Source organism: Zhengella sp. (assembly GCF_041397485.1).
GTDB lineage: Bacteria > Pseudomonadota > Alphaproteobacteria > Rhizobiales > Rhizobiaceae > Zhengella.
Map to the genome: position 1 here is coordinate 581,111 of NZ_JAWKWO010000001.1, position 22,466 is coordinate 603,576.

At 66.2% G+C, this 22,466-nt stretch carries 30 protein-coding genes and 1 pseudogene; 7 read left to right on the forward strand and 24 right to left on the reverse strand.

All coding sequences use genetic code 11. From position 1 onward, the window contains the following. Nucleotides 1–13: 13 nt before the first annotated feature. From R3D65_RS02650 to R3D65_RS02730, 17 genes and pseudogenes are all read right to left on the reverse strand, one after another. Nucleotides 14–460, reverse strand: a complete 447-nt coding sequence (locus R3D65_RS02650) for an NlpC/P60 family protein (protein ID WP_371273678.1) — start codon at nucleotides 458–460, stop codon at nucleotides 14–16. Continuing rightward, nucleotides 457–1,347, reverse strand: coding sequence for a DUF2163 domain-containing protein (locus R3D65_RS02655; protein WP_371273680.1), 891 nt, complete (start codon nucleotides 1,345–1,347; stop codon nucleotides 457–459). Before R3D65_RS02655 ends, R3D65_RS02650 begins: the two co-directional genes overlap by 4 nt. Then, entirely contained in the window at nucleotides 1,344–1,979 is a 636-nt protein-coding gene (locus R3D65_RS02660; RefSeq protein WP_371273681.1) for a TIGR02217 family protein, read from the reverse strand. Before R3D65_RS02660 ends, R3D65_RS02655 begins: the two co-directional genes overlap by 4 nt. A 10-nt stretch (nucleotides 1,980–1,989) precedes the next feature. Continuing rightward, complete coding sequence (locus R3D65_RS02665) at nucleotides 1,990–2,556, reverse strand: phage tail tape measure protein (RefSeq protein ID WP_371273682.1); 567 nt, start codon at nucleotides 2,554–2,556, stop codon at nucleotides 1,990–1,992. Between the two features lie 18 nt (nucleotides 2,557–2,574). Continuing rightward, nucleotides 2,575–2,739 (reverse strand): annotated as a pseudogene (locus R3D65_RS02670) (rcc01693 family protein); the annotation flags it as partial. Nucleotides 2,740–2,768: 29 nt separating this feature from the next. After that, the gene (locus R3D65_RS02675; protein ID WP_371273683.1) at nucleotides 2,769–3,143 is read right to left on the reverse strand and encodes a gene transfer agent family protein; all 375 of its coding nucleotides are present in this window, start codon (nucleotides 3,141–3,143) and stop codon (nucleotides 2,769–2,771) included. Beyond that, entirely contained in the window at nucleotides 3,143–3,556 is a 414-nt protein-coding gene (locus R3D65_RS02680; RefSeq protein WP_371273684.1) for a phage major tail protein, TP901-1 family, read from the reverse strand. The genes R3D65_RS02675 and R3D65_RS02680 overlap by 1 nt, the downstream gene beginning before the upstream one ends. A gap of 74 nt (nucleotides 3,557–3,630) precedes the next feature. Continuing rightward, nucleotides 3,631–4,050 (reverse strand): DUF3168 domain-containing protein, encoded by a 420-nt coding sequence (locus R3D65_RS02685; protein ID WP_371273685.1) that lies wholly within the window; start codon nucleotides 4,048–4,050, stop codon nucleotides 3,631–3,633. Next, nucleotides 4,031–4,177, reverse strand: coding sequence for a hypothetical protein (locus R3D65_RS02690; protein ID WP_371273686.1), 147 nt, complete (start codon nucleotides 4,175–4,177; stop codon nucleotides 4,031–4,033). Before R3D65_RS02690 ends, R3D65_RS02685 begins: the two co-directional genes overlap by 20 nt. A gap of 32 nt (nucleotides 4,178–4,209) precedes the next feature. Continuing rightward, a complete protein-coding gene (locus tag R3D65_RS02695) occupies nucleotides 4,210–4,545 on the reverse strand; it encodes a phage head closure protein (protein WP_371273687.1) in 336 nt (111 codons plus the stop codon). Between the two features lies 1 nt (nucleotide 4,546). Then, the gene (locus tag R3D65_RS02700; RefSeq protein WP_371273688.1) at nucleotides 4,547–5,116 is read right to left on the reverse strand and encodes a head-tail connector protein; all 570 of its coding nucleotides are present in this window, start codon (nucleotides 5,114–5,116) and stop codon (nucleotides 4,547–4,549) included. 118 nt (nucleotides 5,117–5,234) lie between these two features. Then, nucleotides 5,235–6,503, reverse strand: coding sequence for a phage major capsid protein (locus R3D65_RS02705; protein WP_371273689.1), 1,269 nt, complete (start codon nucleotides 6,501–6,503; stop codon nucleotides 5,235–5,237). Between the two features lie 2 nt (nucleotides 6,504–6,505). Then, entirely contained in the window at nucleotides 6,506–7,171 is a 666-nt protein-coding gene (locus R3D65_RS02710; RefSeq protein ID WP_371273690.1) for an HK97 family phage prohead protease, read from the reverse strand. 8 nt (nucleotides 7,172–7,179) lie between these two features. After that, a complete protein-coding gene (locus tag R3D65_RS02715; RefSeq protein WP_371273691.1) occupies nucleotides 7,180–7,524 on the reverse strand; it encodes a DUF6107 family protein in 345 nt (114 codons plus the stop codon). Continuing rightward, the gene (locus R3D65_RS02720) at nucleotides 7,517–8,740 is read right to left on the reverse strand and encodes a phage portal protein (RefSeq protein WP_371273692.1); all 1,224 of its coding nucleotides are present in this window, start codon (nucleotides 8,738–8,740) and stop codon (nucleotides 7,517–7,519) included. Before R3D65_RS02720 ends, R3D65_RS02715 begins: the two co-directional genes overlap by 8 nt. A 26-nt stretch (nucleotides 8,741–8,766) precedes the next feature. After that, nucleotides 8,767–10,077 (reverse strand): DNA-packaging protein, encoded by a 1,311-nt coding sequence (locus R3D65_RS02725; RefSeq protein ID WP_371273693.1) that lies wholly within the window; start codon nucleotides 10,075–10,077, stop codon nucleotides 8,767–8,769. Continuing rightward, nucleotides 10,067–10,513, reverse strand: coding sequence for a hypothetical protein (locus R3D65_RS02730; RefSeq protein ID WP_371273694.1), 447 nt, complete (start codon nucleotides 10,511–10,513; stop codon nucleotides 10,067–10,069). Before R3D65_RS02730 ends, R3D65_RS02725 begins: the two co-directional genes overlap by 11 nt. 294 nt (nucleotides 10,514–10,807) lie before the next feature. Between R3D65_RS02730 and R3D65_RS02735 the strand changes: the two genes are divergently transcribed. From R3D65_RS02735 to R3D65_RS02745, 3 genes are all read left to right on the forward strand, one after another. Next, nucleotides 10,808–12,994, forward strand: coding sequence for a transglycosylase domain-containing protein (locus R3D65_RS02735; RefSeq protein ID WP_371273695.1), 2,187 nt, complete (start codon nucleotides 10,808–10,810; stop codon nucleotides 12,992–12,994). Between the two features lie 86 nt (nucleotides 12,995–13,080). Beyond that, entirely contained in the window at nucleotides 13,081–13,665 is a 585-nt protein-coding gene (locus R3D65_RS02740) for a DUF1214 domain-containing protein (protein ID WP_371273696.1), read from the forward strand. Further along, nucleotides 13,658–14,212, forward strand: coding sequence for a DUF1254 domain-containing protein (locus R3D65_RS02745; RefSeq protein ID WP_371273697.1), 555 nt, complete (start codon nucleotides 13,658–13,660; stop codon nucleotides 14,210–14,212). Before R3D65_RS02740 ends, R3D65_RS02745 begins: the two co-directional genes overlap by 8 nt. 8 nt (nucleotides 14,213–14,220) lie before the next feature. On the opposite strand, the gene R3D65_RS02750 is transcribed toward R3D65_RS02745, so the two are convergent. After that, nucleotides 14,221–14,394, reverse strand: coding sequence for a hypothetical protein (locus tag R3D65_RS02750; protein ID WP_371273698.1), 174 nt, complete (start codon nucleotides 14,392–14,394; stop codon nucleotides 14,221–14,223). Nucleotides 14,395–14,560: 166 nt separating this feature from the next. On the opposite strand from R3D65_RS02750, the gene R3D65_RS02755 reads away from it, so the two are divergent. Continuing rightward, the gene (locus tag R3D65_RS02755) at nucleotides 14,561–15,601 is read left to right on the forward strand and encodes a hypothetical protein (RefSeq protein ID WP_371273699.1); all 1,041 of its coding nucleotides are present in this window, start codon (nucleotides 14,561–14,563) and stop codon (nucleotides 15,599–15,601) included. On the opposite strand, the gene R3D65_RS02760 is transcribed toward R3D65_RS02755, so the two are convergent. From R3D65_RS02760 to R3D65_RS02770, 3 genes are read right to left on the reverse strand one after another with little or no spacing between them, the layout of a single operon-like run. Beyond that, a complete protein-coding gene (locus tag R3D65_RS02760) occupies nucleotides 15,588–15,935 on the reverse strand; it encodes a DUF1491 family protein (protein WP_371273700.1) in 348 nt (115 codons plus the stop codon). The two genes, R3D65_RS02755 and R3D65_RS02760, sit on opposite strands and share 14 nt — an antisense overlap. A gap of 50 nt (nucleotides 15,936–15,985) precedes the next feature. Beyond that, the gene (locus R3D65_RS02765; RefSeq protein ID WP_371273701.1) at nucleotides 15,986–16,843 is read right to left on the reverse strand and encodes a peptidoglycan-binding protein; all 858 of its coding nucleotides are present in this window, start codon (nucleotides 16,841–16,843) and stop codon (nucleotides 15,986–15,988) included. Beyond that, nucleotides 16,818–18,587, reverse strand: coding sequence for a sensor histidine kinase (locus R3D65_RS02770; RefSeq protein WP_371273702.1), 1,770 nt, complete (start codon nucleotides 18,585–18,587; stop codon nucleotides 16,818–16,820). The genes R3D65_RS02765 and R3D65_RS02770 overlap by 26 nt, the downstream gene beginning before the upstream one ends. 518 nt (nucleotides 18,588–19,105) lie before the next feature. On the opposite strand from R3D65_RS02770, the gene R3D65_RS02775 reads away from it, so the two are divergent. Together R3D65_RS02775 and R3D65_RS02780 are read left to right on the forward strand one after the other, a co-directional pair. Next, the gene (locus R3D65_RS02775) at nucleotides 19,106–19,339 is read left to right on the forward strand and encodes a DUF5330 domain-containing protein (protein ID WP_371273703.1); all 234 of its coding nucleotides are present in this window, start codon (nucleotides 19,106–19,108) and stop codon (nucleotides 19,337–19,339) included. A gap of 172 nt (nucleotides 19,340–19,511) precedes the next feature. Then, nucleotides 19,512–19,949: a SufE family protein gene (locus tag R3D65_RS02780; RefSeq protein WP_371273704.1), complete on the forward strand. Its 438-nt coding sequence runs from the start codon at nucleotides 19,512–19,514 to the stop codon at nucleotides 19,947–19,949. A 45-nt stretch (nucleotides 19,950–19,994) separates the two neighbouring features. Here the strand turns inward: R3D65_RS02780 and R3D65_RS02785 are convergent, their stop codons facing one another. Together R3D65_RS02785 and R3D65_RS02790 are read right to left on the reverse strand one after the other, a co-directional pair. After that, nucleotides 19,995–20,798 carry a DUF6456 domain-containing protein gene (locus R3D65_RS02785; RefSeq protein ID WP_371273705.1) on the reverse strand — a complete coding sequence of 268 codons (804 nt, stop codon included), beginning with the start codon at nucleotides 20,796–20,798 and terminating at the stop codon, nucleotides 19,995–19,997. A 1-nt stretch (nucleotide 20,799) separates the two neighbouring features. Then, nucleotides 20,800–21,258, reverse strand: coding sequence for a helix-turn-helix domain-containing protein (locus R3D65_RS02790; protein ID WP_371273706.1), 459 nt, complete (start codon nucleotides 21,256–21,258; stop codon nucleotides 20,800–20,802). 170 nt (nucleotides 21,259–21,428) lie between these two features. On the opposite strand from R3D65_RS02790, the gene R3D65_RS02795 reads away from it, so the two are divergent. Beyond that, on the forward strand, nucleotides 21,429–21,707 hold the full coding sequence (locus R3D65_RS02795) for a cytoplasmic protein (RefSeq protein ID WP_371273707.1): 279 nt from the start codon (nucleotides 21,429–21,431) through the stop codon (nucleotides 21,705–21,707). 125 nt (nucleotides 21,708–21,832) lie between these two features. On the opposite strand, the gene R3D65_RS02800 is transcribed toward R3D65_RS02795, so the two are convergent. Then, entirely contained in the window at nucleotides 21,833–22,264 is a 432-nt protein-coding gene (locus R3D65_RS02800; RefSeq protein WP_371273708.1) for a MucR family transcriptional regulator, read from the reverse strand. Nucleotides 22,265–22,466: the final 202 nt, after the last annotated feature.

Genomic DNA, 22,466 nt, shown 5'->3' on the forward strand with positions numbered 1-22,466 from the left:
GGTTCAGTGTCCTCTACGGATCGGGAAAGGCGAAGGCGACGGCAACGCGCCGCCGCCAGCCGGGAACAAGCGCTGATTCCACGGCGCCGGCGCCTGAATAGGCGTGAATGAAACGGCCATGCCGCGACAGGATGCCGACATGGCGGGCAGGCAGGCCCGGCCGCCAGCGGAAGACCAGGAGATCGCCGGGCCTGGCCTCCGGCATCGGGAATCCAGCGCCGCAGAGGGTTCGTGCGGCATCGAGAAGCCGGTCCGACTCCCCGCCTGCCAGCCAGTCGGCACCGTATGGCCCGGGTTCCGGCGCCGGGTTGCCGTAGACAGCGGCCCAGACACCGCGCACCAGGCCCAGGCAATCACACCCAACGCCCTTGCGTCCGGCCTGGTGGCGATAGGGTGTTCCCAGCCAGCTTCTTGCCTCGGCCAGGACACGGAGGCGCAGGCCGTCACCTTGCGCGCTCACGGCACCACCGGCTTTCCGTCCAGCGGCAGATCTTCCGTCACGTAGCCGAATGCGGCATCATTGCCGGGCAGATGCGGAAAACCGCGGAAATTCAGCGCATTGCCAAAGCGGTCACGGCATGTGGCGAATTGCTTGTCGCAACCGGCGACAAGGCGCACGGAATCGCCGGCTTCGAGTGCCGGTTGCGGCTGATCGGCCAGGACCAGCCTTTCGCCCGCTCCCTCGGCGAGATGCGCGCGGATGCGATAGCGGCGTTGCGCGGCAGGCGGTTGCGGATTTGTCTCCAGCCAGCCATTGACGAGCCAGCCGACCGGCCCGGCCGTGGGTTGAATGGAAAGGCTTACCGGCGGGACGACCTGCCAGACCGTGACCGTGGCCGTCATGCCTTCGGCAGCGAGATCGATGCCGCAGGCCCGGTCCCCCAGTTCGGCCGAACAGGCGCGGCGCAAAACACGGCTGCGGGGCTTGTCCAGGCTGGCCGAAAGGCTCTGCAACTCGGCCAGGAACCGCCCGTCGCGGCGCGTCACACGGCCGATGACAGTGGAGCGCAGAAGGGCCCGCTGGGCCGGTTCGGACCAGTTGACAAGCCAGGTCTCCACCGCCGCGTTGTCATACAACCCGGCCTCGATGTCCTCTTCCCGGATTTCATCATCCGACAAGGCCCCCTCGATCTCGCTCGCATCGGCGGCGAGGCCGAGGCTCTGGCGCGCCTCCGAGGCGGAGAAGCCGGTGCGTGGCCGGTGCGCAATTCCGTCGAACACCAGGGCTTCGTCATGATCGGTGAAACCGAGAACGGTTCCATCGGCGCGGCGCACCCGCCAGCACTGGCACAGTGTCGTGGCCTCACCGGCCGCGTGGTCGCTCAATGCCTGCGGAAAGCGGGTCATGACAGCACCTCGACAAGGGGAACGGAAGGAAGCTGGCCGGCCTCGAAGGCCGCCAGGGAAAGGACCAGATGTTCGGTATCGAACCGAACCGGCACATCGAAGGCAAAGCCGGCGGTCACCCGCACACCGTCCGCGGGAGGCTGGTTCAACATGACAATGCCGGTCAGGGTATCGACGGCAAAGCCGGTCCCGGCGGGAAGCTCGGCACCATCGAGCGCTATGCGAACGGTTGCGGCCACCGGCTTTGTGACCGTGCGGGCGTAGTCATCCGCGCCTTCGCCGTAGCGCTTGACGAGCTGAAAGGCAGTTGCCACGCCATCGCCCGTTCCGATCCATTGGTCTTCCGGGCGTGGATCGCGCGCCAGCGGGCAGGACTTCCAGTCGAACGGGTCGCGGAAGCGGAAGGCATGAAGCGAGCCGCGGCGGGCCTCGAAGAAGTCCGCCAGCGCCTCCAGGTCGGCCAGGCCGCGCAGTCCCGTTCCGGCGTCGTAGCGGCGGCGGGCATGGGCACGGCGCTGGTTGCGCCGCTCCTGACCGCTGGTCAGGCGCACGATCTCGTTGACACGCTCCGGCCCGCCTGTCGCACCGAAGCCGATGGCGACAGGAAAGCGGACATCGTGAAATGCGTTCATGGAAAGTGCCTCACAGGTGGCGCGTGCCGCGGCTGACAGCGCGCGCAAGCATCGCGGTCATTTGCGCCTCGGATTTGCGGAAGGACGCGGCATCGGCGGCCTGGACATTGAAGGTCACGTTTACCGCGCCGCCACCGCCCGGCGCGGCAACGCCGAGGCTGCCATCCGCGCCGCGTTTCAAGGGCAGGATGGCCTCCGCGCCAGCCTCGCCCATGAGGCCCAGATTGCTGCCCATCGGGAAGAAGGTCGGCGAGGCCACCACCCCGCCGTTGGCAAAGGGCAAGACGCGTCCCGGCACGCCACCATCGGCAAAGGGCGTGATGCCGCCGGCCAGCGCGCTGAAGGCCGAGGAGATGACGCCCTGCAAGGGCTTCAGACCCTGGTCGAGCGCCATGGAGGCAAGGCTGGTCGCCACCTGGCGCAGAACGTCATCCAGTTCCTTGCCGGAAACGACCGCGCCTTTCAGCGCGCCCGTCATCTGGCTGCCGAAGCGTTCAGCCAGCTTTTCCATGTCCTTGAGTGCCGTTTCCAACGGTGTGGTATCGGCCTCCAGCCGCACTTCGAGTGTCTCCGCCATGGCGGGTGGTGTCCTTTCTCACGTGTCCGGGAAGCGGTGCATCAGCGCCTCCAGCCCCGCGCGCGAACAGCCGCCGGGCGTCGCACGCGGCGGCAGGCAGGCAGCCAGTTCAAGCGGGGTCATGGCCCAGAAGGCGTCAGGCGGCAGCCGCAGCAGGGTCAGGCCGAGACGCATCGCCTCGTCCCAGGGGAAGGGCCGTGCCCCCTGCCCTGCTACGGCTGATCGGGGTTTGCGGGCGCGTCGGCAACGGCCGGGCCGGCCGCACCGCCGAACGCGGCAGCCAGCAGATCGGCGGCAAGCCTGGCGTGGCCGGCCACGCCGTTTCCGCCCTGCATGGCCGCCACATCCGCATCGGCGACATCATGGCCGCCACCGCGCAGGCCGGCTGCGATGATGCGGATGAGATCGCGCGCGGAGAAGCGGCCTGCGGAAAAACGCGCGACCAGCGCCTGCAGGTCTTCCGCCCCATAGGCGTCCTCCAGTTCGGCCAATGCGCCGAGCGTCAGGCGAAGGCGGTAGTCCCGTCCGTCGAGGCGGGCGGAAACCTCGCCGCGCCGCCGGTTGGCAGGTGTTGCAAGCGGCGCCATCACGCGGCCTCGAAGGCGAGCGCGCCAGCCGATTCCAGAGCGATCTCGAAGGTGATCTCGCCATCGTGGCTGCCGGCATATTCCAGCGCGGTGACCTGGAACGGACCGGACACCGTGCCGAAATCGGGTATGGCCAGTTGCCAGGCCGCCACCGCCCCATCAAAGAAGGCCTGGCGGACAAGGGCATCGGAGGCGGCATCCTTGAAAATGCCGCTTCCGGTGACGGAGGCGCGCCGCACGCCGCTTGCGCCCAGCAATTCGCGCCAGCGGCCCGCAGATTCGGAATCGGTGACGTCCACCGTCGCCGCATTGAAGGCAATACGGCGGGCCCGCAGGCCCGCCACTGTCACATACTGGCCTTGTCCGTCGCCATCCAGCTTGACGAGCAGATCCTTGCCCCTTTGAGCACCCATTGGAAAAACTCCATGTTTTTTCGGATATAAAGTCTTGTTTTCCGGTTCCGGGAGGCAGTTGCGTCCGGGCCCGGTCAGGCCGCGCCGGCCCTTTCCTCCACAAGTGCGCGATAGCGAAGAAGGCCGTGCTGAAGCTCCATCTCCACGTCGAAATAGACCTCTGCGAATTCACGGAAGAGGCCGACCAGTCGATGTCCCTCCAGGTCCGGCGAGAAATCCCGCAATGCCTGTTCGGCGGCCTCGATAATGGCATGGGCCTCGGCCTTGCCGCGGGCGCGCGACCAGACATGCAGCGTGACGAGGTGCTCCGATCCGCTATCGTCACCGGTGGACCAGTCATAGACGCTGGTCCGTCCGATGGTGATATAGGGGAAGCGGGCACGCTCCGGCGCGAAGTCATAGACACGGGGGCCGCCTGTCAGGCGGGTCACATCCTCGTTTCCGGTCAGGGCGGCGTGTATCGCCTTCTGCAATTCAGCGGCTGCGCTGGCCATTGTCCGGTCTCCGGTTGGGGCGGGTCATGCGCTTCGATATGGTTTCGCGTTTGTCCGCCTGCCGCAAAATGCCATTCACATCGCGTTGATCGGCAAGGCGGTGGCGCTGCATCGCGAGCGCGCGCACGAGCCCGTCCGCGGTCAGTCTGAATGACAGTTTCAAAGCTGCTCCTCCCTGGCCAGGCAGACAAGATAGCGCCCGCTTTCGTCGGGATCATGAACCGACAGGATCGCGAAATGGCGCCCGGCCTTGCGCAGCCGCATCCCTGCCTTCACATCGGCGCGATGGCGGATGGTGATGCGGTGGGTCGTGTCCTCCAGGAACTGGTCGCCTGCAAAACGAGGCCCCGCGGCGACAGGTTCGACACGGCCGTAAAAGCTCGCCGTCTCGGTCCATCCCCCGGTCAGGCCGCCCGCGCCGTCCGGTTCCAGGTCGGCCACATCCAGGGCCAGGGGCGCGCGAAAGCGCCCCGGATCGATGAAGAAGACCGTCATGTCAGAGCCTCACGAGCCGGAACGGGGCGATCAGGCGCCCGTAACCGGATGGCCAGGCCGTCACCTGACCATCTGTCATCGAACCGGAGCGATGTTCATAGAGATGCGCGGCAAGGAGAAGAATGGCGCGCTTGAGGAGATCCGGCACATCGGCGCCCGTGTCGCCATGCCCTGCCTCGTAGTCGATCTCGATCCCGTTCGAGACATCCGTGCCCGGCGCCAGGGCGGAGAAATTGACAGAGGCCGGACGTGTGAAGCGGTCGAGATGCCATTGCGCCGGCGGCACGGCCGTCGCTTCGCCATCGGCCGCAAAGGCGGTGACCGAGACGACCTGCATGACCGGATAGCGCGTGAGCGATACACGGCGGTCCGGCGGCAGTTCGCCAATCACCACACGCCATGTCTGACGAAACAGCGCGAGGCCCGTCTGGCGCTCCACATCGTCGCGGGCCGCCGCAAGCAGCGTCTGGAGAAGCGTGTCTTCGCTGGCGTGGTCGAGGCGCAAATGGTTTTTCAACTCGGCCACGGAGACCGGCTCGGCCTGCGGCGGGCCGCTCAGAAAATGAATCATCGCAAGGACTTTCCGGATTGATCCTGAAGGCGAAACGCGGCCCCGGCGGGAGGAGACCGGGGCCGCGTGCGGCGCGAACCGACGGCGCGCGGGAGGAAGCGCGCCGCCGGCTTCACGGTCATGCCGCGCCGTATTTCACCAGCTTGATGGCGTCGAAGTCCTGCACGCCGCCGCCCACACGCTTCGTCGTATAGAAAAGCACGTAGGGCTTGGCGGAATAGGGATCGCGCAGCACGCGCACGCCGGTGCGGTCCACGACCAGGTAGCCGCGGGCGAAGTCACCGAAGGCGACCGGCGTGGCGTTGTCGGCTGCATCCGGCATGTCTTCGGCCTCGACCACGCCGAAACCCATCAGCATGGCCCGCCCGCCCGGCATGGCCGGCGGCTGCCACAGATAGTTGCCGTCGGCATCCTTCAGCTTGCGAATGGCGGCCTGCGTCTTGCGGTTCATCATCCAGGACGCATTCTGCCGATAGCCGGCCTTCAGCGCATAGATCGTGTCGATCAAAACGTCGGAGGCATGCTCGTCGGGCAGCGCGCCGGCCAGGCCGGTGGCAACATGGCCGAGCTGGCCCCAGGCCCAGGCGCTTTCCGCAACCGAGCCGTAGTCGAGAAAGCCGCGCGGCTTGTTGACGCCATCGCCCGAGACAAAGGCCGCACCTTCCTGCTCGGCGAACGCCGCTTCCACTTCCGATGCGATCCACTGGTCGAGGTCGATGGCGGCATCGTCGAGCAGCGAAGCCGTTGCCGCAGGCATGGCGTAAAGCTCCATGGTCGGAAACTGCAACTCGGCCAGAACCGGGGAATCGGTCTGCGGCCGCGCCGCCGTCTCGCCAGCCCAGCCGACAGCCGGCCCGGTGATGGAGAACGGCTTCTTCAGCACCGCGCCCGAAACCTGGCGCACGGATGCCACGGAGCGCACGGGCGACAGCGCGGCAAGGCGCTTGCCGATGGCGGTCTCGGTCTCGTCGGGCACCAGATAGCCGCCGTCCTGACCGGACCCGTAGGACATCGCCTTGGTGTCAAGGGCGCGCATCGGGCGCTCGTCACCGGAGCGCATATAGGCGGAGAACGCCTGTTTGCGGGCCAGATCGGCCACCGGTGCGGCGCCACCAAGGGCCGGCCGGCCGCGCTGCAGGATGAAACGGTCCATGGCGGCCTTCTGTTCGTCCATGGCAGCGGAGATGCGGTCCACCTTGTCGGTGGTCAGCACGTCGGCGCTGACGCGCTGTTCGATTTCCTTCAGGCGCTCGTCATTGGCCGCCTTGAAGGCCTCGAATGCGCCCATGAACTCGTCAAAGGCCTCGGCAACCTCCTGCGGCGAACCGGAAGCGGCCTTGATCTCGGGCGCGGTCCTGCCCGGCCTGGCGGTGGTGCTGGTCGTCATGATCATATCCTTCTTGAAAGCGTTTCGGCCGCGCGGCGGATGACGCCGGCAAGGCCCTCGGGTGTGTTGCGCGCGGCATCCCGCTCGCGCACCAGTTCGCCAAAGCCCTTGACGATGACCGTCCGGGCCTCGGCGCGCGTCAGGCCCGCATCCCGCGTGAGCCAGCGTTCGAATTGCCGTGTGGTGGGCAGGCGCGCGGCCTGCTTGACCTCGCCGATGCGCGCGCCGGGGAGCATCGGAAAGGTGACGACGGAAATTTCCCAGAGATCGGCTTCCAGGATGCGCCGCACACCGCCTTCGCCCTTGCGGGCGCGAACGGTGCGAAAGCCGACGGAGAGCCCGTCCATCGCTCCTTCGCGCATCAGGCCCAGCACCTCGCGCGCCCTGGCAGAGGAAACAGAGAGCTGGCCGCGCACGAAAAGGCCGCGGTCATCCTCCCGAAGTTCTGCCCAGCGCCCGATGGGCTGGGCCGGGTCATGCTGAAAGAGCATGCGCACCCCACCTGCCCCGCGGCTCCTGAGCGAGCGGGCAAAGGCGCCGCGCTCCATCATGTCATTGCCCAGGTCAACCTCGCCGAAGAGGCTCGCATAGCCTGAGAAACTGCCGTCCGCATGCATGTCCTGCAATGTCACCGGGGCATATTTCCGTTCAAGTTCAAGGGATTCCATGAGCCGCCTCACTTCCTGATTCCGGATCCTGAGAAACCGGTTGCGGTGTCGTCGCGGGGGTCGTGACGGGCCATCAGGCGCATCAGCAGGCCCAGCGCCCACCACGCCGACAGGCTGGCGAAGGCCGAGCCGGCGATCGCGATCTCGACCGGCGAAAGCAGCGCTTCCACGCCAAGGCGGCGCACGAAGGCCAGGCCGGCGACGGAGCCGAAGACCAGACCCGAGACGAGGCCGACAAAGAATCGCAACGCCGCCTCGCGCCGGCCCGATGGCAGCAGATAGGCCAGCGAAATGGCAGAGCCGGCAATGGCACCCGCCCCCTTCGCGACCCACATGACATGGGTGTCAGACATGGCCGGTCCTTTCCTCCATTCCGAGCGGCTGGTAACCGGCAGCCTCGCGCTTCTCGTCGACGGTCAGGAAGGACGCGGCATTGAGCCGCTCCCAGAGTGCGTCCCGGTCGCCCGACAGGCCATCCACCTGGTCGGCGTCGAACCACAGCCGGATGCGCCCGCCATGGAGCGGGGCCAGCCAATGCGAGAACTCGCCGGCCAGCCGCGTCACCAGCGGCACAACGGTCAGCCGGTAGAAGGCACGGTTGGCCTCGCGGTAATTGGCATAGGTATTGTCGCCGGGAATGCCGAGCAGCATGGGCGGCACGCCGAAGGCGAGCGCGATGTCCCGGGCGGCAGCATTGCGCGCCTCGATGAAATCCATGTCCTTCGGCGACAGCGCCATGGCCTTCCAGTCCAGTCCGCCTTCCAGCAGCATGGGCCTGCCGGCGCGGGCGGCGCCCGCGTAGCCGGTCTCCAGTTCCTCGCGCAGACGGTCGAACTGTTCCGGGGTCAGATTGCCGCCCTCCTTCGGGGCATAGACCAGCGCGCCGGAGGGACGGGCCGAGTTGTCGAGCAACGCCTTGTTCCACGCGCCGGCCGCGTTGTGCGTGTCGAGGGCGGTCAGCGCGGCCTCCAGCGGCGCGAATCCGGCGACATCATCGAGCGGATTGGCAAGGCGCACATGCAGGCCGCGCGCGCCTTCGCTGGCGGTTTCCACCCGGCGGCTGGTCGCACCAACGCGATGAAGCAGCGCCGCCGGCCAGCCGGCGTTGTCGGTCTCCACGTCCACCTGGTCGGGACGCAGCAGGTGGAGCTGTGCCGTACGGCCACCGTCGATCCGCTCGACATAGGCGTTTCCGGCCATCAGCAGATGCAGGTAGAGCGTCTCCATGAAGGCCATGCCCGATTGCCGCGGATTGGGCCGCGCCAGCATGGCTAGCACCGGATGCTCGTCATGTTCCGTCACCCCCTCATAGAGCAGCCACGGAATGGCGGCAGCCGTCTGGGCAACCAGGCGGACGCAGGCATGGACCACCGGATTGGTCATGTAGCCGTGACGGGCAAGGCCGGCATAATCGCGGCCGGTCCAGGCGGCCGCACCATTCAGATGAAGGGCGACGAAGCCGAAGCCGCCGGCCGCCTTGGTGACGCCGGGCTCGCCGGCCTTGTGTGAATCCGGGGCGCACGCGGCCGCCCCGCCCGGGCGCTGAGCCCAGGGCCAGTGTAAAGCCATGTTGTTGTTTCCGTTTCAGGTGTGGGTCAGACGTGGCGGATGCGCGGCGCCCGCCCCGGTCCGGACAGAAGCAGTTCGCTCAGCGCCCAGACCAGCGCATCCATGCGGTCGGGCGAACGTCCTGACGAGAGGCCGGCGGCGGTGAAGTCGCACATTTCGTCTTCCAGCGCGGGAAAGCGGGCGGCATGGGCAACCCTGCCCTGCTGGTAGAGCGCGGAAACCGGCTCGGCGCGGGAGAACTTGCCGCGCGTGGCGCGCACGGCCTTGACCGGCACGCCCTTGTCCACCGACGCTATGACGCTGGCTACCATTTCGCCACCCTGGTTGACTTCGGCCAGAAGGCAATCGGCCTCCAGCGCGTGATAAAGCCTGATGGCGGCCGCTGCCCATTCGTGCGGGCGCGCCTTTTCCACGCTTGCGTCGGCCAGGACAGTCGCCTGCCCCTGCCCGTCGGCGCCGGCCGCGACAATGCCGCAGGCATCCGAGCCCTTGCCGGAACCGGCGGGCGGATCCACTGCAACGACGATGCGGCTGGCCGGGCCGAAGCGGCGGACGCAGGCCTGCTCGATCGCCTCACGCGACCAGAGCGCGCCTTCGCGGTCGCCGATGATCTCCCCGTCCAGTTCCTGCCGGCCGAGCCGGGTGCCGCCATAGCGGCCGCGCACGGCCGTGAGAAAGCCGGCCGCCAGATTCGCCGCGTTGTCCTCCGTTTTCAGCCGCGTGACGTGAACCGCCGGATCGGCCGCCAGGCGCTTGACGAGCGGCACCGGGCGCGGTGTCGTCGTGTAGAGCTGGCGCGGGCTATCTCCCAGCCTGAGGCCGAATTGCAGCATGTCGAACACGGTCTCCATGTTTTTCCATTTCGCCAGTTCGTCACACCAGGCGGCATCGAATTGCGGTCCGCGCAGGCTGTCGGGATCCTCCGACGAGAAGGCCTGCGCCACGGCGCCGTTGTCCCAGAGCAGGCGGCGCCGCGTCGGCTCGTAGCGGGGCCGGTCATCCCGCGAGATTGCGCGGATGCCCGAAGGCCCGTCGATCATCACCTCGCGCACATCGCCCAGCGTCTCGCCGATCAGCGCCAGGCGGCCGTATTTCGCACTCGAAAAAGGCGCATGGCCGAGCACGAGGCCGCGCAGCCATTCCGCGCCAAGGCGGGTCTTGCCGGAGCCGCGCCCGCCGATGACGAGCCAGGTGGCCGGCCGGATGTTGAGCGGATATTGGCCGGGATGGGCGCAGGCAAACCATTCCCCGGCCAGTTCAAGCACAAGCGAGGCAGGCAAATGGGCGCGCGCCCATCCGGCCCCGGTTCCGTGACCGGCGCTTTCGTCAGTCTTCATGCGGCACATCCGCCGGCCGTGCCGCGTGGGCGGCGGCAAGGGCGCCAATACGCCGGTCGATCAGGTCCAGCGCCGCGGCAATCGCGTTGCGCCGGCTGTCGGAGGCGGTTGCCGCCTCGCCGGCGTCCTCGGGCTCCAGCCGCTCCATGATCTTCATGAGCAACTGGAACTGGTCCAGTTCCGTCTTGTCGATGGGCTGATCGGCCGGCACGGCGAAGATGCGCTCGGCACGCCGCCAGAGGCAATCGCGAAACGCCGTCAGCCGCGCCTTGCCGCCACGCCCAGGCTGCGCCACGACCCAGCCCTTCCTGCGGGCCAGGTCACGCACGTGGCTTTCCTCGACGCCGGCCAGTCCTGCGGCCAGCCCGTAATCGAAGGGCACGCCCTCGGCCCAGGCGCGCGCGATCGCCCATGCGCCGGCAACGGTCATGGCCATGTGGTCACCTCGTCAATCGTTCTGAAACCCGCCGGTCAGGCGCCCCCTGGCGCAACTGTCCGACCGTAGCCAAAGACTAGCATTGCCCCGTCACGGTGTGGAAAAACCGGCGGCAGAAAATTCTTCGCACAGGCGGGCGCGCGTAAACCCTGACGGCAGAAAGCCGCGCGCAAGGGTTGGACTTGTGCGGCTTTTCACTTGCCGTCACCGGGCAAATGCGAAAGAGTGCAGGCGAGCTGAAAGGGGCGATTTCGCAGCACGCGCAAGGCCGTGGCGCCGCGTGGACAACAAGACATGAAGAACCCGTTCGAGAAGCGAAAATCCAGAGGTCCCAAGGCGTCCCGGTTGCTCGAGATCGACGCGTGGATCGATTCGACCCTGTATGAAGCGCAGTTCTCGGCATCCGAAACCTGGGAAAACATCACCATCTTCTTCCGCCGGTTCCGCGCCACCGGCTGGCGGCGCGGCGTCTTCGAACTGCTGTCGGAAGGCTTCACGCTCGGGGCTGCCGGGTCCGTGGTCATGCTGGCGCTGGCCATGCCGGCCTTCGAGGAAACGACGAAAAACTGGCGGGCTCAGGACGATTACGCCGTCACCTTCCTCGATCGCTACGGCAACGAGATCGGCAAGCGCGGCATTCTCCAGCGCGATTCCGTGCCGGTCGACGAAATGCCCGACGTGGTCATCAAGTCGGTGCTGGCCACCGAGGACCGCCGCTTTTTCGAGCATTTCGGCATCGACCTGGTCGGGCTTGCCCGTGCCATGTTCGAAAATGCCCGCGCCAATGCCGTCGTGCAGGGCGGCTCGACGCTGACCCAGCAATTGGCCAAGAACCTGTTCCTCTCCAACGAGCGCACCATCGAGCGCAAGATCAAGGAAGCCTTCCTGGCGCTCTGGCTGGAGGCAAACCTGACGAAGAAGGAGATCCTGCAGCTCTATCTCGACCGCGCCTACATGGGCGGCGGCACGTTCGGCATCGCGGCCGCGGCGGAATTCTACTTCAACAAGGATGTCGCCGACCTGACGATGCCGGAAGCAGCCATGCTGGCAGGCCTGTTCAAGGCGCCGGCGCGTTATGCGCCGCATGTCAACCTCCCGGCCGCGCGCGCGCGGGCAAACGAGGTGCTGACCAACCTGGTGCAAAGCGGCTTCTTCACCGAGGGCCAGGTGATCGCGGCGCGCCGGCACCCGGCGACACCCGTGGACCGCGAAAGCGGCGAGACGCCCGACTATTATCTCGACTGGGCCTTCGAGCAGGTCAAGGAACTGGCAGCCGGCATTCCGAATCACGCGCTGATCGCGCGTACCACCATCGACATGAACCTGCAGAAGGCTGCCGAGGAATCCTGCGAATTCCACCTTCGCCAGTTCGGCAAGAGCTACAGGGTGGAGCAATGCGCCATGGTGGTGCTGGAGAACAACGGGGCCGTGCGCGCCATCGTCGGCGGCAGGGACTATGGCCAGAGCCAGTTCAACCGCGCCACCAAGGCGCTGCGCCAGGCCGGCTCCTCCTTCAAGCCCTATGTCTATGCCGCCGGCATGGAGGCCGGCCTGACGCCGGAGACGGTCATCCCCGATGCGCCGATTTCGTGGGGACGGTGGTCGCCGCAGAACTATTCTCGCGGCTATGCCGGGCGGGTACCGCTGACAACCGCGCTGGTGAAATCCATCAATACCGTTCCCGTGCGCATGCTGCGCGACGACATTCCCGGCGGCGCGAAGACGGTGAAGGCCCTGGCACAGGCCATGGGCGTGGAATCGGAAATCTCGACCCACAAGACCATGGCGCTCGGCATTTCGGGCATGACCGTGCTTGACCAGTCGACGGGCTATCTGACGTTCGCCGATGGCGGCTATGCCGGCAAGCGCCACGGCATCACGCAATTGACGACCTATTCCGGCGATGTGCTGTACGATCATTCACGCGACGCACCGGAACCGGAGCGCGTCCTGTCGGAAAAGACTGTGGAATCGATGAATTCCATTCTCGTCCAGATTCCCGAATGGGGCACCGCGCGCCGGGCGGCGCTCGACTTCACGCCAGCCGCGGGCAAGACAGGCACGACGCAGGCCTATCGCGATGCGTGGTTCGTCGGGTTCACCGGCAATTTCACGGCAGCCGTCTGGATGGGCAATGACGACTATTCGCCAACCAACCGGCTTACCGGCGGTTCCCTGCCGGCCATGACATGGAAACGCGTGATGGAATATGCCCACCAGGGAATCGAACTGAAGGCCATTCCCGGAGCCGGACGGCCGGTTCCCGACGCCCCGGACAAGCCCGAAGACGGCACGGCCGTGGCGGGTGAAGACGGTGCGCCGGGCAATGAGCGTCCGCTGGTGCTTTCGGCCGACAGTGCCAGGGTGCTGCGGGCGCTTGCAGAGCGTTTCAGCAGGGCCGCCCCCCTGCCCGGCCCCGCGCCCTCCGCCCGACTGACCGCGATCGATCCGACCGACACTTCCGGTACGGCCCGGCGCTGAGACGTAGCGCTTGCCAGCGGCAAGGCGCCTCGGATAAACCCTGACCAAGCCCCGAAGAACCCCTTGCGCCCTGCGAAACGGCCCCCATGATCAGAAACCTCATCCTGGCCGCGCTCGCCCTTGCCATCGCATTCGGCGGCGGCGGCTGGAGTGTCTGGGCGCTGATGAATTCGGAATGGCGGCCGGGCGCGCTGCAGGTCGGCCCCTGGATCGCCTATGTGCAGGCCGGAACGCCGGGCGCCGATCCCTACACCAAGGCCCGGATCGCACGGAACGCGGAATTGCCGCTGGGTGCGGGAGAAGGCGTGGCCTTCAGCGCGCGCCGCGACACCGCCGGCGACCCGCTGCGCCCCGAGTGCCGCTACCGGATCGAGGGCGGCCTGCCGCCGGCGCGGCTATGGACGGTCCATGTGGCGGACCAGCGGATGCGCCCGGTCCATGCCGGGCCGCTGCTGCCATCGGCGCGCCACTCGCGGGACGTCCTCTACAACAGCGACGGCTCGGTCAGCATCCATGTGTCGCGCCGGCCCGCGCCCGGCAACTGGCTGGCGCTTTCGGCACCGCCAGGGTTTCATCTGGTGATGACCTTCTATGACGGGGAAATTTCCGCCAGCACGGCCGCGCGCGAAATCGCCATGCCGCAAATCCTGAACGAGGGCTGCGATGGGTAGGCTCTTTCACGCCATCGCCCTCGGGCTTGCCGGCGCAGGCATCGTTCACATCGCGGCGCTGCTGCTCGTTCCCCATTTTGCCAGCAATGACGCCTGGAGCCGGATCGCAGCGCTCGGCCCGGAGCATGACTTCGCCCTTGTCGAGCCCGCCGGGCGGTCATCGTCAGGGGTGATCGAGGTGCATGATCCGGAATTCGCGATTGCCGCCTGCCGCTTCGACCTGGGGGGCGGCCCGGTCCATGTCACGGCGGAGCTCGACCTGCGCTTCTGGTCGGTCTCCATCTTCAACGACCGGGGACAGAGCATCTATTCCTTCAATGACAGGAATTCCTCATCCGGCGCGCTGGATCTGGCCATTGCCACGCCGGTGCAGATGGTGGAATTGCGCAAGGATCTGCCGGACGCCTTTGCCGACTCCATCTTCGTGGAAGCGGACCTGAGCCGGGGCATGGTTGTCCTCAGGCTTTTCGAGCCCGATCCCGGCAACCGCCAGGCGGCAAGTGCCATGCTGGACGGGGCGGCCTGCGCGCCCTACCCGCTCCAATAGACAGGCGGTCAGCGCAGCGGTGCCTTGCGTGGCGTCTTTGCCTGCGAAGCCGTGGCCGCCGCCATCACCGCCGCCATGCGTTCATAGCGCACACCGGGAAAGATGATGACCTTTGCAGGCTTGTCGCGCATCCGTCTTGCCGATGGCCGGCTGTGCGTCGAGAAAGTCAGGATCGTTGCCATTACCCGTCTCCGTCCGGTTCCCAAACCAATACGCGGGGGCACATTCACGACCGTCATCAGGCCAGAGCGCGGTTAACAACTTGCTAACGGATTTGGTGCAATTTCGCACAATGTGTAAAGCGGCCGCTCCTGTATCTGCGGCCGGCAACGAGTACAGCGTGATCCGATGTCCGACGCCAATGCCCTCAACAACGATTTCCGCAGGCTGGAAACACCAAGGGCCGGCAGCCGCGCCTGCCAGCTTTTCAGGGCGTCTTCCAGTGCCTTCGCCTCGCTGTCGCGCCCGACCAAGACCGAGGTACAGCAATTCCAGGACCTCTCGCTGGCGCTTTATGACCGGGTGCCGGAATCGGCGAAACGGCACGCCGCCGTCATGATCGCCGGCAATGCCTTCGCCCCGCGCGAACTCGTCTGGAAACTGGCCAACGAGCCCGCCGGCGTCGCAGCCCCCCTGCTTGCCAGATCGCCGGTGCTGCAAGCGCGCGACATCCCGCCCCTTATCGCCCGCCATGGCATCGCCCACGCCCGCCTCCTCGCCCAGCGCACGGATCTGGAACCGCCGCTGCGCGCGTTGCTGTCGGTCTATATCCAGCAAGCCGAAAACGAGGGCGGGGCCGCGAAGATCGACGAGCCAGCCATGCAGGCCGCCGCTTCGCCGGCCGGCCGCGACACGGCCGTTGCGGCCAGGCCCGCACGCGCCGTCCACAACGGATCACTGGAGGATGTGCGTGCGGCGCTGCGCGGTGCCATGGCGGCCAATTCCGGCCGGCCAATGCTTCCCGAAACCGTCACCCCTGCGCAGAAATCCCCGCAATCGCGGTTGCAGCCGACGGCGCTGATGGACAATCCGGCCTTCTTCACCACCGCGCTCGCCGACGCGCTGGAGCTGCCCCATCCGAAGGCCGCCGCCATTGTGGAGGAAGAGGGCCAGGCGGGCCTTATCATGGCGCTGCGCTCCATCCCGCTGCTCGCCGAGGAAGCCTTCGTCATTGCCGCCGCGCTATGGCCCGGCGCCTTCGCCCGGCGCAGTTCCGTGGCCCGCTTCCTGGCGCGCTACCGGAATACCGCCATCGATGCGGCGCGCGACCGGGTGGCGGCATGGCGCGACGAATCGGACGAGGCAGCGCGCCGCGAACGGTTTACGGGCCATGAGCGCGAAGCAGAGCGCAATGACGACAAGCGGGCGCCAAGCCTCAGGGCGTCGTGACCGGGAAAAAGGGTTCCTCCGGCTCGTGCGCCGGCTCAATCTCGACAATCCAGAGATCGGGGTCGAAACGCAGTTCACGGGCAAGCCGGTCATCGGCGGCGAAGGGGTCGCCGTCCAGGTCCACGGCAACGAACATGCGCTCCTGGGGGCGCTCCTCGCCATAGCCGGCCTGGGGGGCCGGGGCGAACAGGCGCAGCCCTCCGTCCCTGTCTCTCCACTTGATGAAGATGGCTCCGGCTTCCATTGCGCCCCGCCGCTCGATAGCGGCGAAACCGCCCTGGGCGAAGACGCGGCGCACCAGGGCGGACACCCAGATTTCAGAGGTCAGGCGCATGGCATGTCCGCTATCCGTTTATGGCGGCGGCCGGTCGCGGCCGGCCCGTGTCAGTTGATGAGGCCGATTTCCCGCATCTTGGAAATCACCGCATCATCGGCTTCGCCGGTTTCCGGAAGGCCGAACAGCGTCTGGAATTCCAGGATCGCGCTGCGGGTCCTGGCACCTGTCAGGCCGTCGATGACGATGTGATCATTGCCGAAGCTGCGCAAACCCGCCTGCACGCGCTTGATCCGTTCTGCCCCCGCCGCCTCCTGCAGCACAGCCGGTTCCGGCAGCGGGACCGGTGCTGGCGCGGCAGCTTGCGCGGCCTCTTCCCGCTTCACCATGTCAGGGCGCGGAGTGGGCGCGGGCACGGCGCCTGTCGGCTCCAGCGAAACATTGTCCGGTATGTTTGCAACCGCCACCGTGCGGCCATCCAGTTGGGCCAGGAGTTGCGGCGACACTTCACCGGTCGCCGGAAGGCCGATGATGCGTTGATAGGTCATGACCGCCTCGCGCGTCTTCGGCCCGTTCAGGCCGTCGACCGCGCCATCGTAAAGCTTCAGCCCGGCAAGGACGGACTGGACGCGGGCCAGTTGGGGATCGCCCTCGACAGGGGCGGGCCGCGCTGGCTGCGCGTCATCGCGAATGACGATGCGCGAGCGGCTTTCCTGAAAAACCGGGTCGACGGGTTCAGGCGCGCGATAGCCGGAGAAATCGCGGGTGGCGAAGAGCGGCGAGCCATGGGCTCCCGGCTGGTACCACACCGCATTGGCAGTGACGAAGAACAGCGTCACCGCGAATGCCGCGGCTCCACCGACAACAACAGGATTGCGCAGCACGAACGCACCCAGCGAACCTGCTGCCGCATTGAACACGTCGGCGAGACCCGGATCCAGATCAGGCTGTCTTGCGATACGGGGCATGGCTGGTCCGCTCCTCCTCTCTTGCGGCGTCAGGCAGGCGATGGGGCGCATTCCTGACACCGGTTGCCGGCAGCGTGATCGAAACGCAGGTTCCCTCCCCCGGCGCGCTGTCGATGGCTATCATGCCGCCATGGAGCTGGACCAGCCCCTTGACCAGCGAGAGACCGAGGCCGGTGCCTTCGAACTGCCGGGTGTAATCGTTCTGGACCTGCATGAACGGCTGCCCGAGCCGCTTCAGATCCTGTTCGGCAATGCCGATGCCTGTGTCGTTGACCCAGAAGGTGAAATGATCGCCGGCGCGCCGTGCGCCAAGGGTCACCTGACCGCCCTCCGGCGTGAACTTCACGGCATTGGACAGGAGATTGATAAGGATTTGCTGGACCGCGCGACGGTCGGCCACAAGTTCGTCCATCTTCGGCGCGAGGGACGTGACAAGGGTAATGCGCTTGGGCGCTGCCTGCTGCTCGGCAATCGAGCAGGGCATGGCCGCCGCTTCCGCGAAATCAAAGGCTTCGGCGTGAATGGCATAGGTGCCGGATTCGATCTTGGAGACATCGAGAATGGCATTGACAACCGATAGCAGGTGCTGACCCGACCGGGAGATCAGGCCGACATATTCCTTCTGGCGCGCATCCTCGAAACCGCCGAACAGTTCCTGGTCCAGTATGTCGGCGAAGCCGATGATCGCGTTGAGGGGTGTGCGCAATTCGTGGCTAACAGAGGCCAGGAAGCGGTTTTTCGCCATGGAACCGCTCTCGGCATTCTCGCGTACGGTTTCCAGTTGGCGGCGCAGATCCTCGTTGCGGCTGTCATCGGCCAGGAAGACGATCATGTCTCCGTTGCGCGCACGGGCGAAGCGGGCGTGGAAAGCCTGCATGGCCGGCGCTTCGGCGTCACCGCGTTCCGGCAGCCGGATGCGCAGCACCGCCTCGCCGCCGGACGCGCCGTCGCGCAGGTCCGCAACGGCGGTCAGCCAAGAGACACGATCGGTCACGTGCAAGCGCTTGAAGAGGCCATCCCCCAGCAGGAGACCGGGATGCAGCCCCAGAACCGACCGCGCCCTTGCGGACGCGCTTTCGACCAGGCCGTCACGATCCAGATGCAACACGACAACGGGCAGCAGGTCCGCCTGGGCCGCGGCTTCCTCGGCTTCCTGCCGTGCCTTGAAGTGGCCGCCTTGCGCGATATTCAGCCGGACAAGCAGGGTCGCGATCCACAGCAGCGGCGGGATGACGAGCCAGGCCGGCGCGGCCTGCGTCCCAAGCGGGCCCAACAGCGCCTGCGCGGCCATGACGCTGGCAGAGAAGGCGGCACCCGTGATGAGGGCGCCGCGGCTCCGGCGCACCCACCAGGCTTCCGCGGCCGGCACGGCGGCGAGGACCGCCATGGGACCGGCCATGCCGCCCCCCGCCGCAATGGCGGTGGCGCAAAGCACGGACAGGACAAGCAGGCCGGCAATACCGGCGAATACGGAGTTTCCGCTCATCGAAACGGCACAGGCAGCGGCAAGCGCCGTTCCGGCGGCCAGGCCGGCCATGGCCAGCACATAGGCCACGGGCAAAGCACCCGATACGGCTGAAAAAACGGCGAAGGCGATCAACGGCTGCGATGCAAGGGCGACCGCGAAGAGGCGCAATTGCGCGTCCCGTTCGCCGGCGTCCGTCACGCTGGCATGAACCAGGCGCTCGCCGAGGCTCTTCAGGCTTTCGCTCCAGTCCGGTGAATGTGTCTGCGGTTCGGTCACTGAGGGGGTACCCGATACTCTTGAATACGCGCGCCCGAGGGCTCACCCGAAACTGCCACCTATGCTTTAAGGAAAGGATAAGCCGGCGGGGATGAAAGCGCGGATATCGCCTGCCATCGGTGAAAAGACACGCAATCGGGATCATGGTTAATGGCGCGTAAAGACGCTGAAAGGCCGCGCGGCAGGCCGCCCATGGACTGGTGCAAGACCGGACCGAGCGCCAAATCAACGACTTGCATCGTTCACGACGGGCGTATCCGGGTGGCTCGATTTTAGTCGAATTTGAGATAAAGGCGTTCTTGCGGGATTTGAATCAAAAACAGGTCAAATGCCGCGCCCGGCTGCAAACCGGCCTTTGCATCCTTGCCCTAGCACTTGCGTGTTCATCGAGCCGCGTCCGGTGAAAACGAGAAACGCGGCCAGAACCGCGAAAGGGCTGTTCAATGTTCACTTTGTTGCGATTGGCATTCTGGGGTGCGCTGATCCTGCTTGTCATTCCCCTCGATGGAGACGGGTCCATGACGCCTGTGGATATGGCGAGCCCGGTGGAGGCCGTTACCACCGTGCGCGAGATGGTGACCGACCTGAGCCAGATGTGCGAGCGCAATCCCGAAGCATGCGAACGCGGCCGGGAGCTGATCTCGACGGTGAGTGAGCGGGCCCGCGTTGCTGCCCGTGCGGCCTATGAGGCCATCGGCCAGAATGCGCCGGCGCCCGACGAGACCATCCATACCGGCACCGTCGCCAATTGAACCGCACCCGCGCGGGACGACCGCCGGGTCATGCACGCGCCCGGTGGTCTTGCCGGAACAATGACCCGGGCAGCGCCTCCGCGCATGCCTTTCCCGCTTTCGCGACGTCTTTTCTTGCACCTGGGCGCCATGGGCTGTTCAATCCCGCCAGCGGGTGCGCTATATGCCTGCCATGACCGGAACAAAGACCCTGCCCAGCATCGATTCCATCCGAGAGGACTTTTCGTTTCTCGACGATTGGGAAGACAGATACCGCTACGTGATCGACCTCGGCCGCGAATTGCCGCCGATCAGCGATGACGAGCACAACGACGCCAACAAGGTCCAGGGCTGCGTCAGTCAGGTGTGGCTGGTCACCGATGCCGGTTCTGGTCCGGACCCGGTCATCACCTTGCGCGCGGATTCCGACGCCCATATCGTACGGGGCCTCGTGGCCATCATGATCGCACTGCATTCGGGCAAGCATGCCAGCGAAATCCTCGCCACGGATGCGGAAGGGACATTGCGCGAACTCGGCCTTGACGAGCATCTTACGCCGCAGCGGGCCAATGGCGTTCGCGCGATGATCCAGCGCATCCGCAAGGAAGCGGAGACAAGGCTGGAGGGCTGAGCGCCCCGGCGCGCCAGCCTTGCCCTTTGGGCCGAGACTGCCTGTTCACCCGGTCTGATCCTGTCCGCCCCCGCTTCGCAATGCGGGCCTGAAATCCTCAGCCCCCCAGTGCAGGATCGCTTGCGATGGCCGGGTCGCGCGGGGAACGGTTCCGTAGTGGCGGGCAAGCAGCGCAAGCCCTGTCTTGAGCAGGAGCTTGGCGGAACGCCGGGGCCATTGCCGTTCCATTTCCACCTGCTCCAGACCCTTCAGGAAAAAGCAGACATCAAGCAACAGGCCGGAGAGTTCGGGTCCTGCCGCGTCGAGCGCCCTGCCGACACGGCGCCGCGCATCCATGGCCGCGGCAGTCAGATCTTCCGGGCCGCAGCGTGCGCCGCCGCCGCGGCCCGCCGCCGCGCCTGAATCCCAAGCGGGGCCCAGGCGCGGGCTGAGCCGCGCCTTTTCGCAATCAAGCCGCAACCGTTCGCCCGCCTCGGCTTCCCCCGCCGTGAGGAACGGCTGGCCATCCTTGCCCTTGCGCCGCGCGAGAAGCGCAAGCGGCGATTCCGCCGCGTTGATCCGGAGGGCACCCGCGGGCGCGGTCGTCCGGTCCCCCTCCCCGGACGGCAGGCTCTCTGACGAAACCAGCCGCCTGCGCCCGCCTGGTGAAAGATGGAGCAGACCGTCGGGCGACAGACGGACCAGGCCGGCGCGGCGGGCTTCTTCCAGCGTTGCGCGGCGGAAGCAGAGCACACCGCCGGACGGTCCGGGCAGCGTGACCCTGCCCGCCCCAGCCCCCTGTTCAGGGCGCAGGCCCTGCTTGCGCAAACATCTGAGAAGGCGGAGCAAATGCAGATCGGTTTGGCTCATCTCATGCGCTCCGATCTTCATCCGCCCGGCCGAACAAGCATGTGGCAGCGCGCTCAAGCCGGCTGGCAACGGCATCGAAATCGGCATCGTCGCGCAAATCCTCGATCAGGTGGCAGGCATGAACCACCGTGGTGCGGTCCCTTCCGAAGCCCTTCCCGACTTCACCCATGGTCAATTGCAGGGCGACATGGGCCACATACATGGCCAGTTGGCGCACACGCACGACCGCGGTGACATTGCGGCCCGGCGCACGCAGCTCCCGGCCGGGCACATTGAAAAGTTCAGCGGCCAGATCAATCATCCCGTCGCAGACAGCCGCTGCATATTCATCGCGCCGCTTGGGCAGCGGTGCAGGCAACCGGAACCGGCTCAAGGCCGTCAACGGCTGTTGTTCGCAAATGGCGGCCGTCCATCCTGCCGCCCTGGTGTCTTCCGTATCGGTCTTCAACGCCTGCGCCACGTTCCGCACTCCCTTCGTACAGGTATATTTTCCTTATAGCGGAACTGGCGCAGACGTGAACAGACCATGAACATTTTTGGTTGCAAGAATCCCGAAAAACAGCTTTCGCCTGTCCACGCATCCGAAAGCGGCGCGCATGATCTGGCAGCCAAGACACAAGGAGGCCGGGTATGGATGATCTCGCGGCGCAAGTGCGCGCCTTCCGGAAGCGCAAGGAACAGGAAAGGCTGCATGCCGGTACAGTCGCCATTGCGACGGCATACGGCTTCGATGTGCCGGCGATGCAAGGATCCGGGAAATCAGCAGGCCTGGAACGCACGCGTTTGAACCGGCTGCTGGAAAAGGAACGGCTGAAAGGATTGCAGGGCCACTGGAGCTACGATCTCAACCGCCATATTGCCCTGAAACGGCTTCGAGACCGGATGGAAGAGGCTGGGCCGCAAGTCTAGACGCCGGTGCAGAGGCAAGCGGCGAGAGCCGTTTCGCGACCTCGCAGGGCGCGCAAAGGCCGGACAGCAAAAAGCCGAGCGCATCGTCTTGCGCCCGGCTTCCGGAATTCAGAAGATGCGATTGCTTACTTGCCCTTCGGCTTGCGGCCGAGGCCCATTTCCTTGGCGAGACGCGACCGTGCCGCAGCATAGTTCGGCGCGACCATCGGATAGTTGGGATCGAGGCCCCACTTCTCGCGGTAAGCTTCCGGCGTCAGACCGTAATGGGTCATGAGATGGCGCTTGAGCGACTTGAACTTCTTGCCGTCTTCCAGGCAGACGATGAAGTCGTCGTGCACGGACTTCTTCGGGTTGACCGCCGGCTTCTGCTTTTCCGTCGCCTGCGCAGCCTCGATGCGGGCGCCACCGGCGCGGCCAAGGGCGGCGTGAACATCGGCAATCAGGACCGGCAATTCCGTAACCGGAACCACGTTGTTGCTGACATAGGCGGCCACTACATCGGCGGTCAGTTCGATCAGGTTGTCGCCCGATGACTCGGGTACAGGTGAATTTTCCATATTGCTTGCCCCAGTTGTTCGGAGATTTCTTCTTATTTGCATCGCAAGAGCGAATTGGCCCCTCGGGCACAACGCAATGATTCACGAATGCTGCGTTCTTATATTGCCGCTTTCATAAAAAATGCAAGACTAGAATTATCACATTCTTTTTCGAATATAGTTTCTCGCAAGCTGCGCTTTGCTAAACAGCGCATAAGCAAAG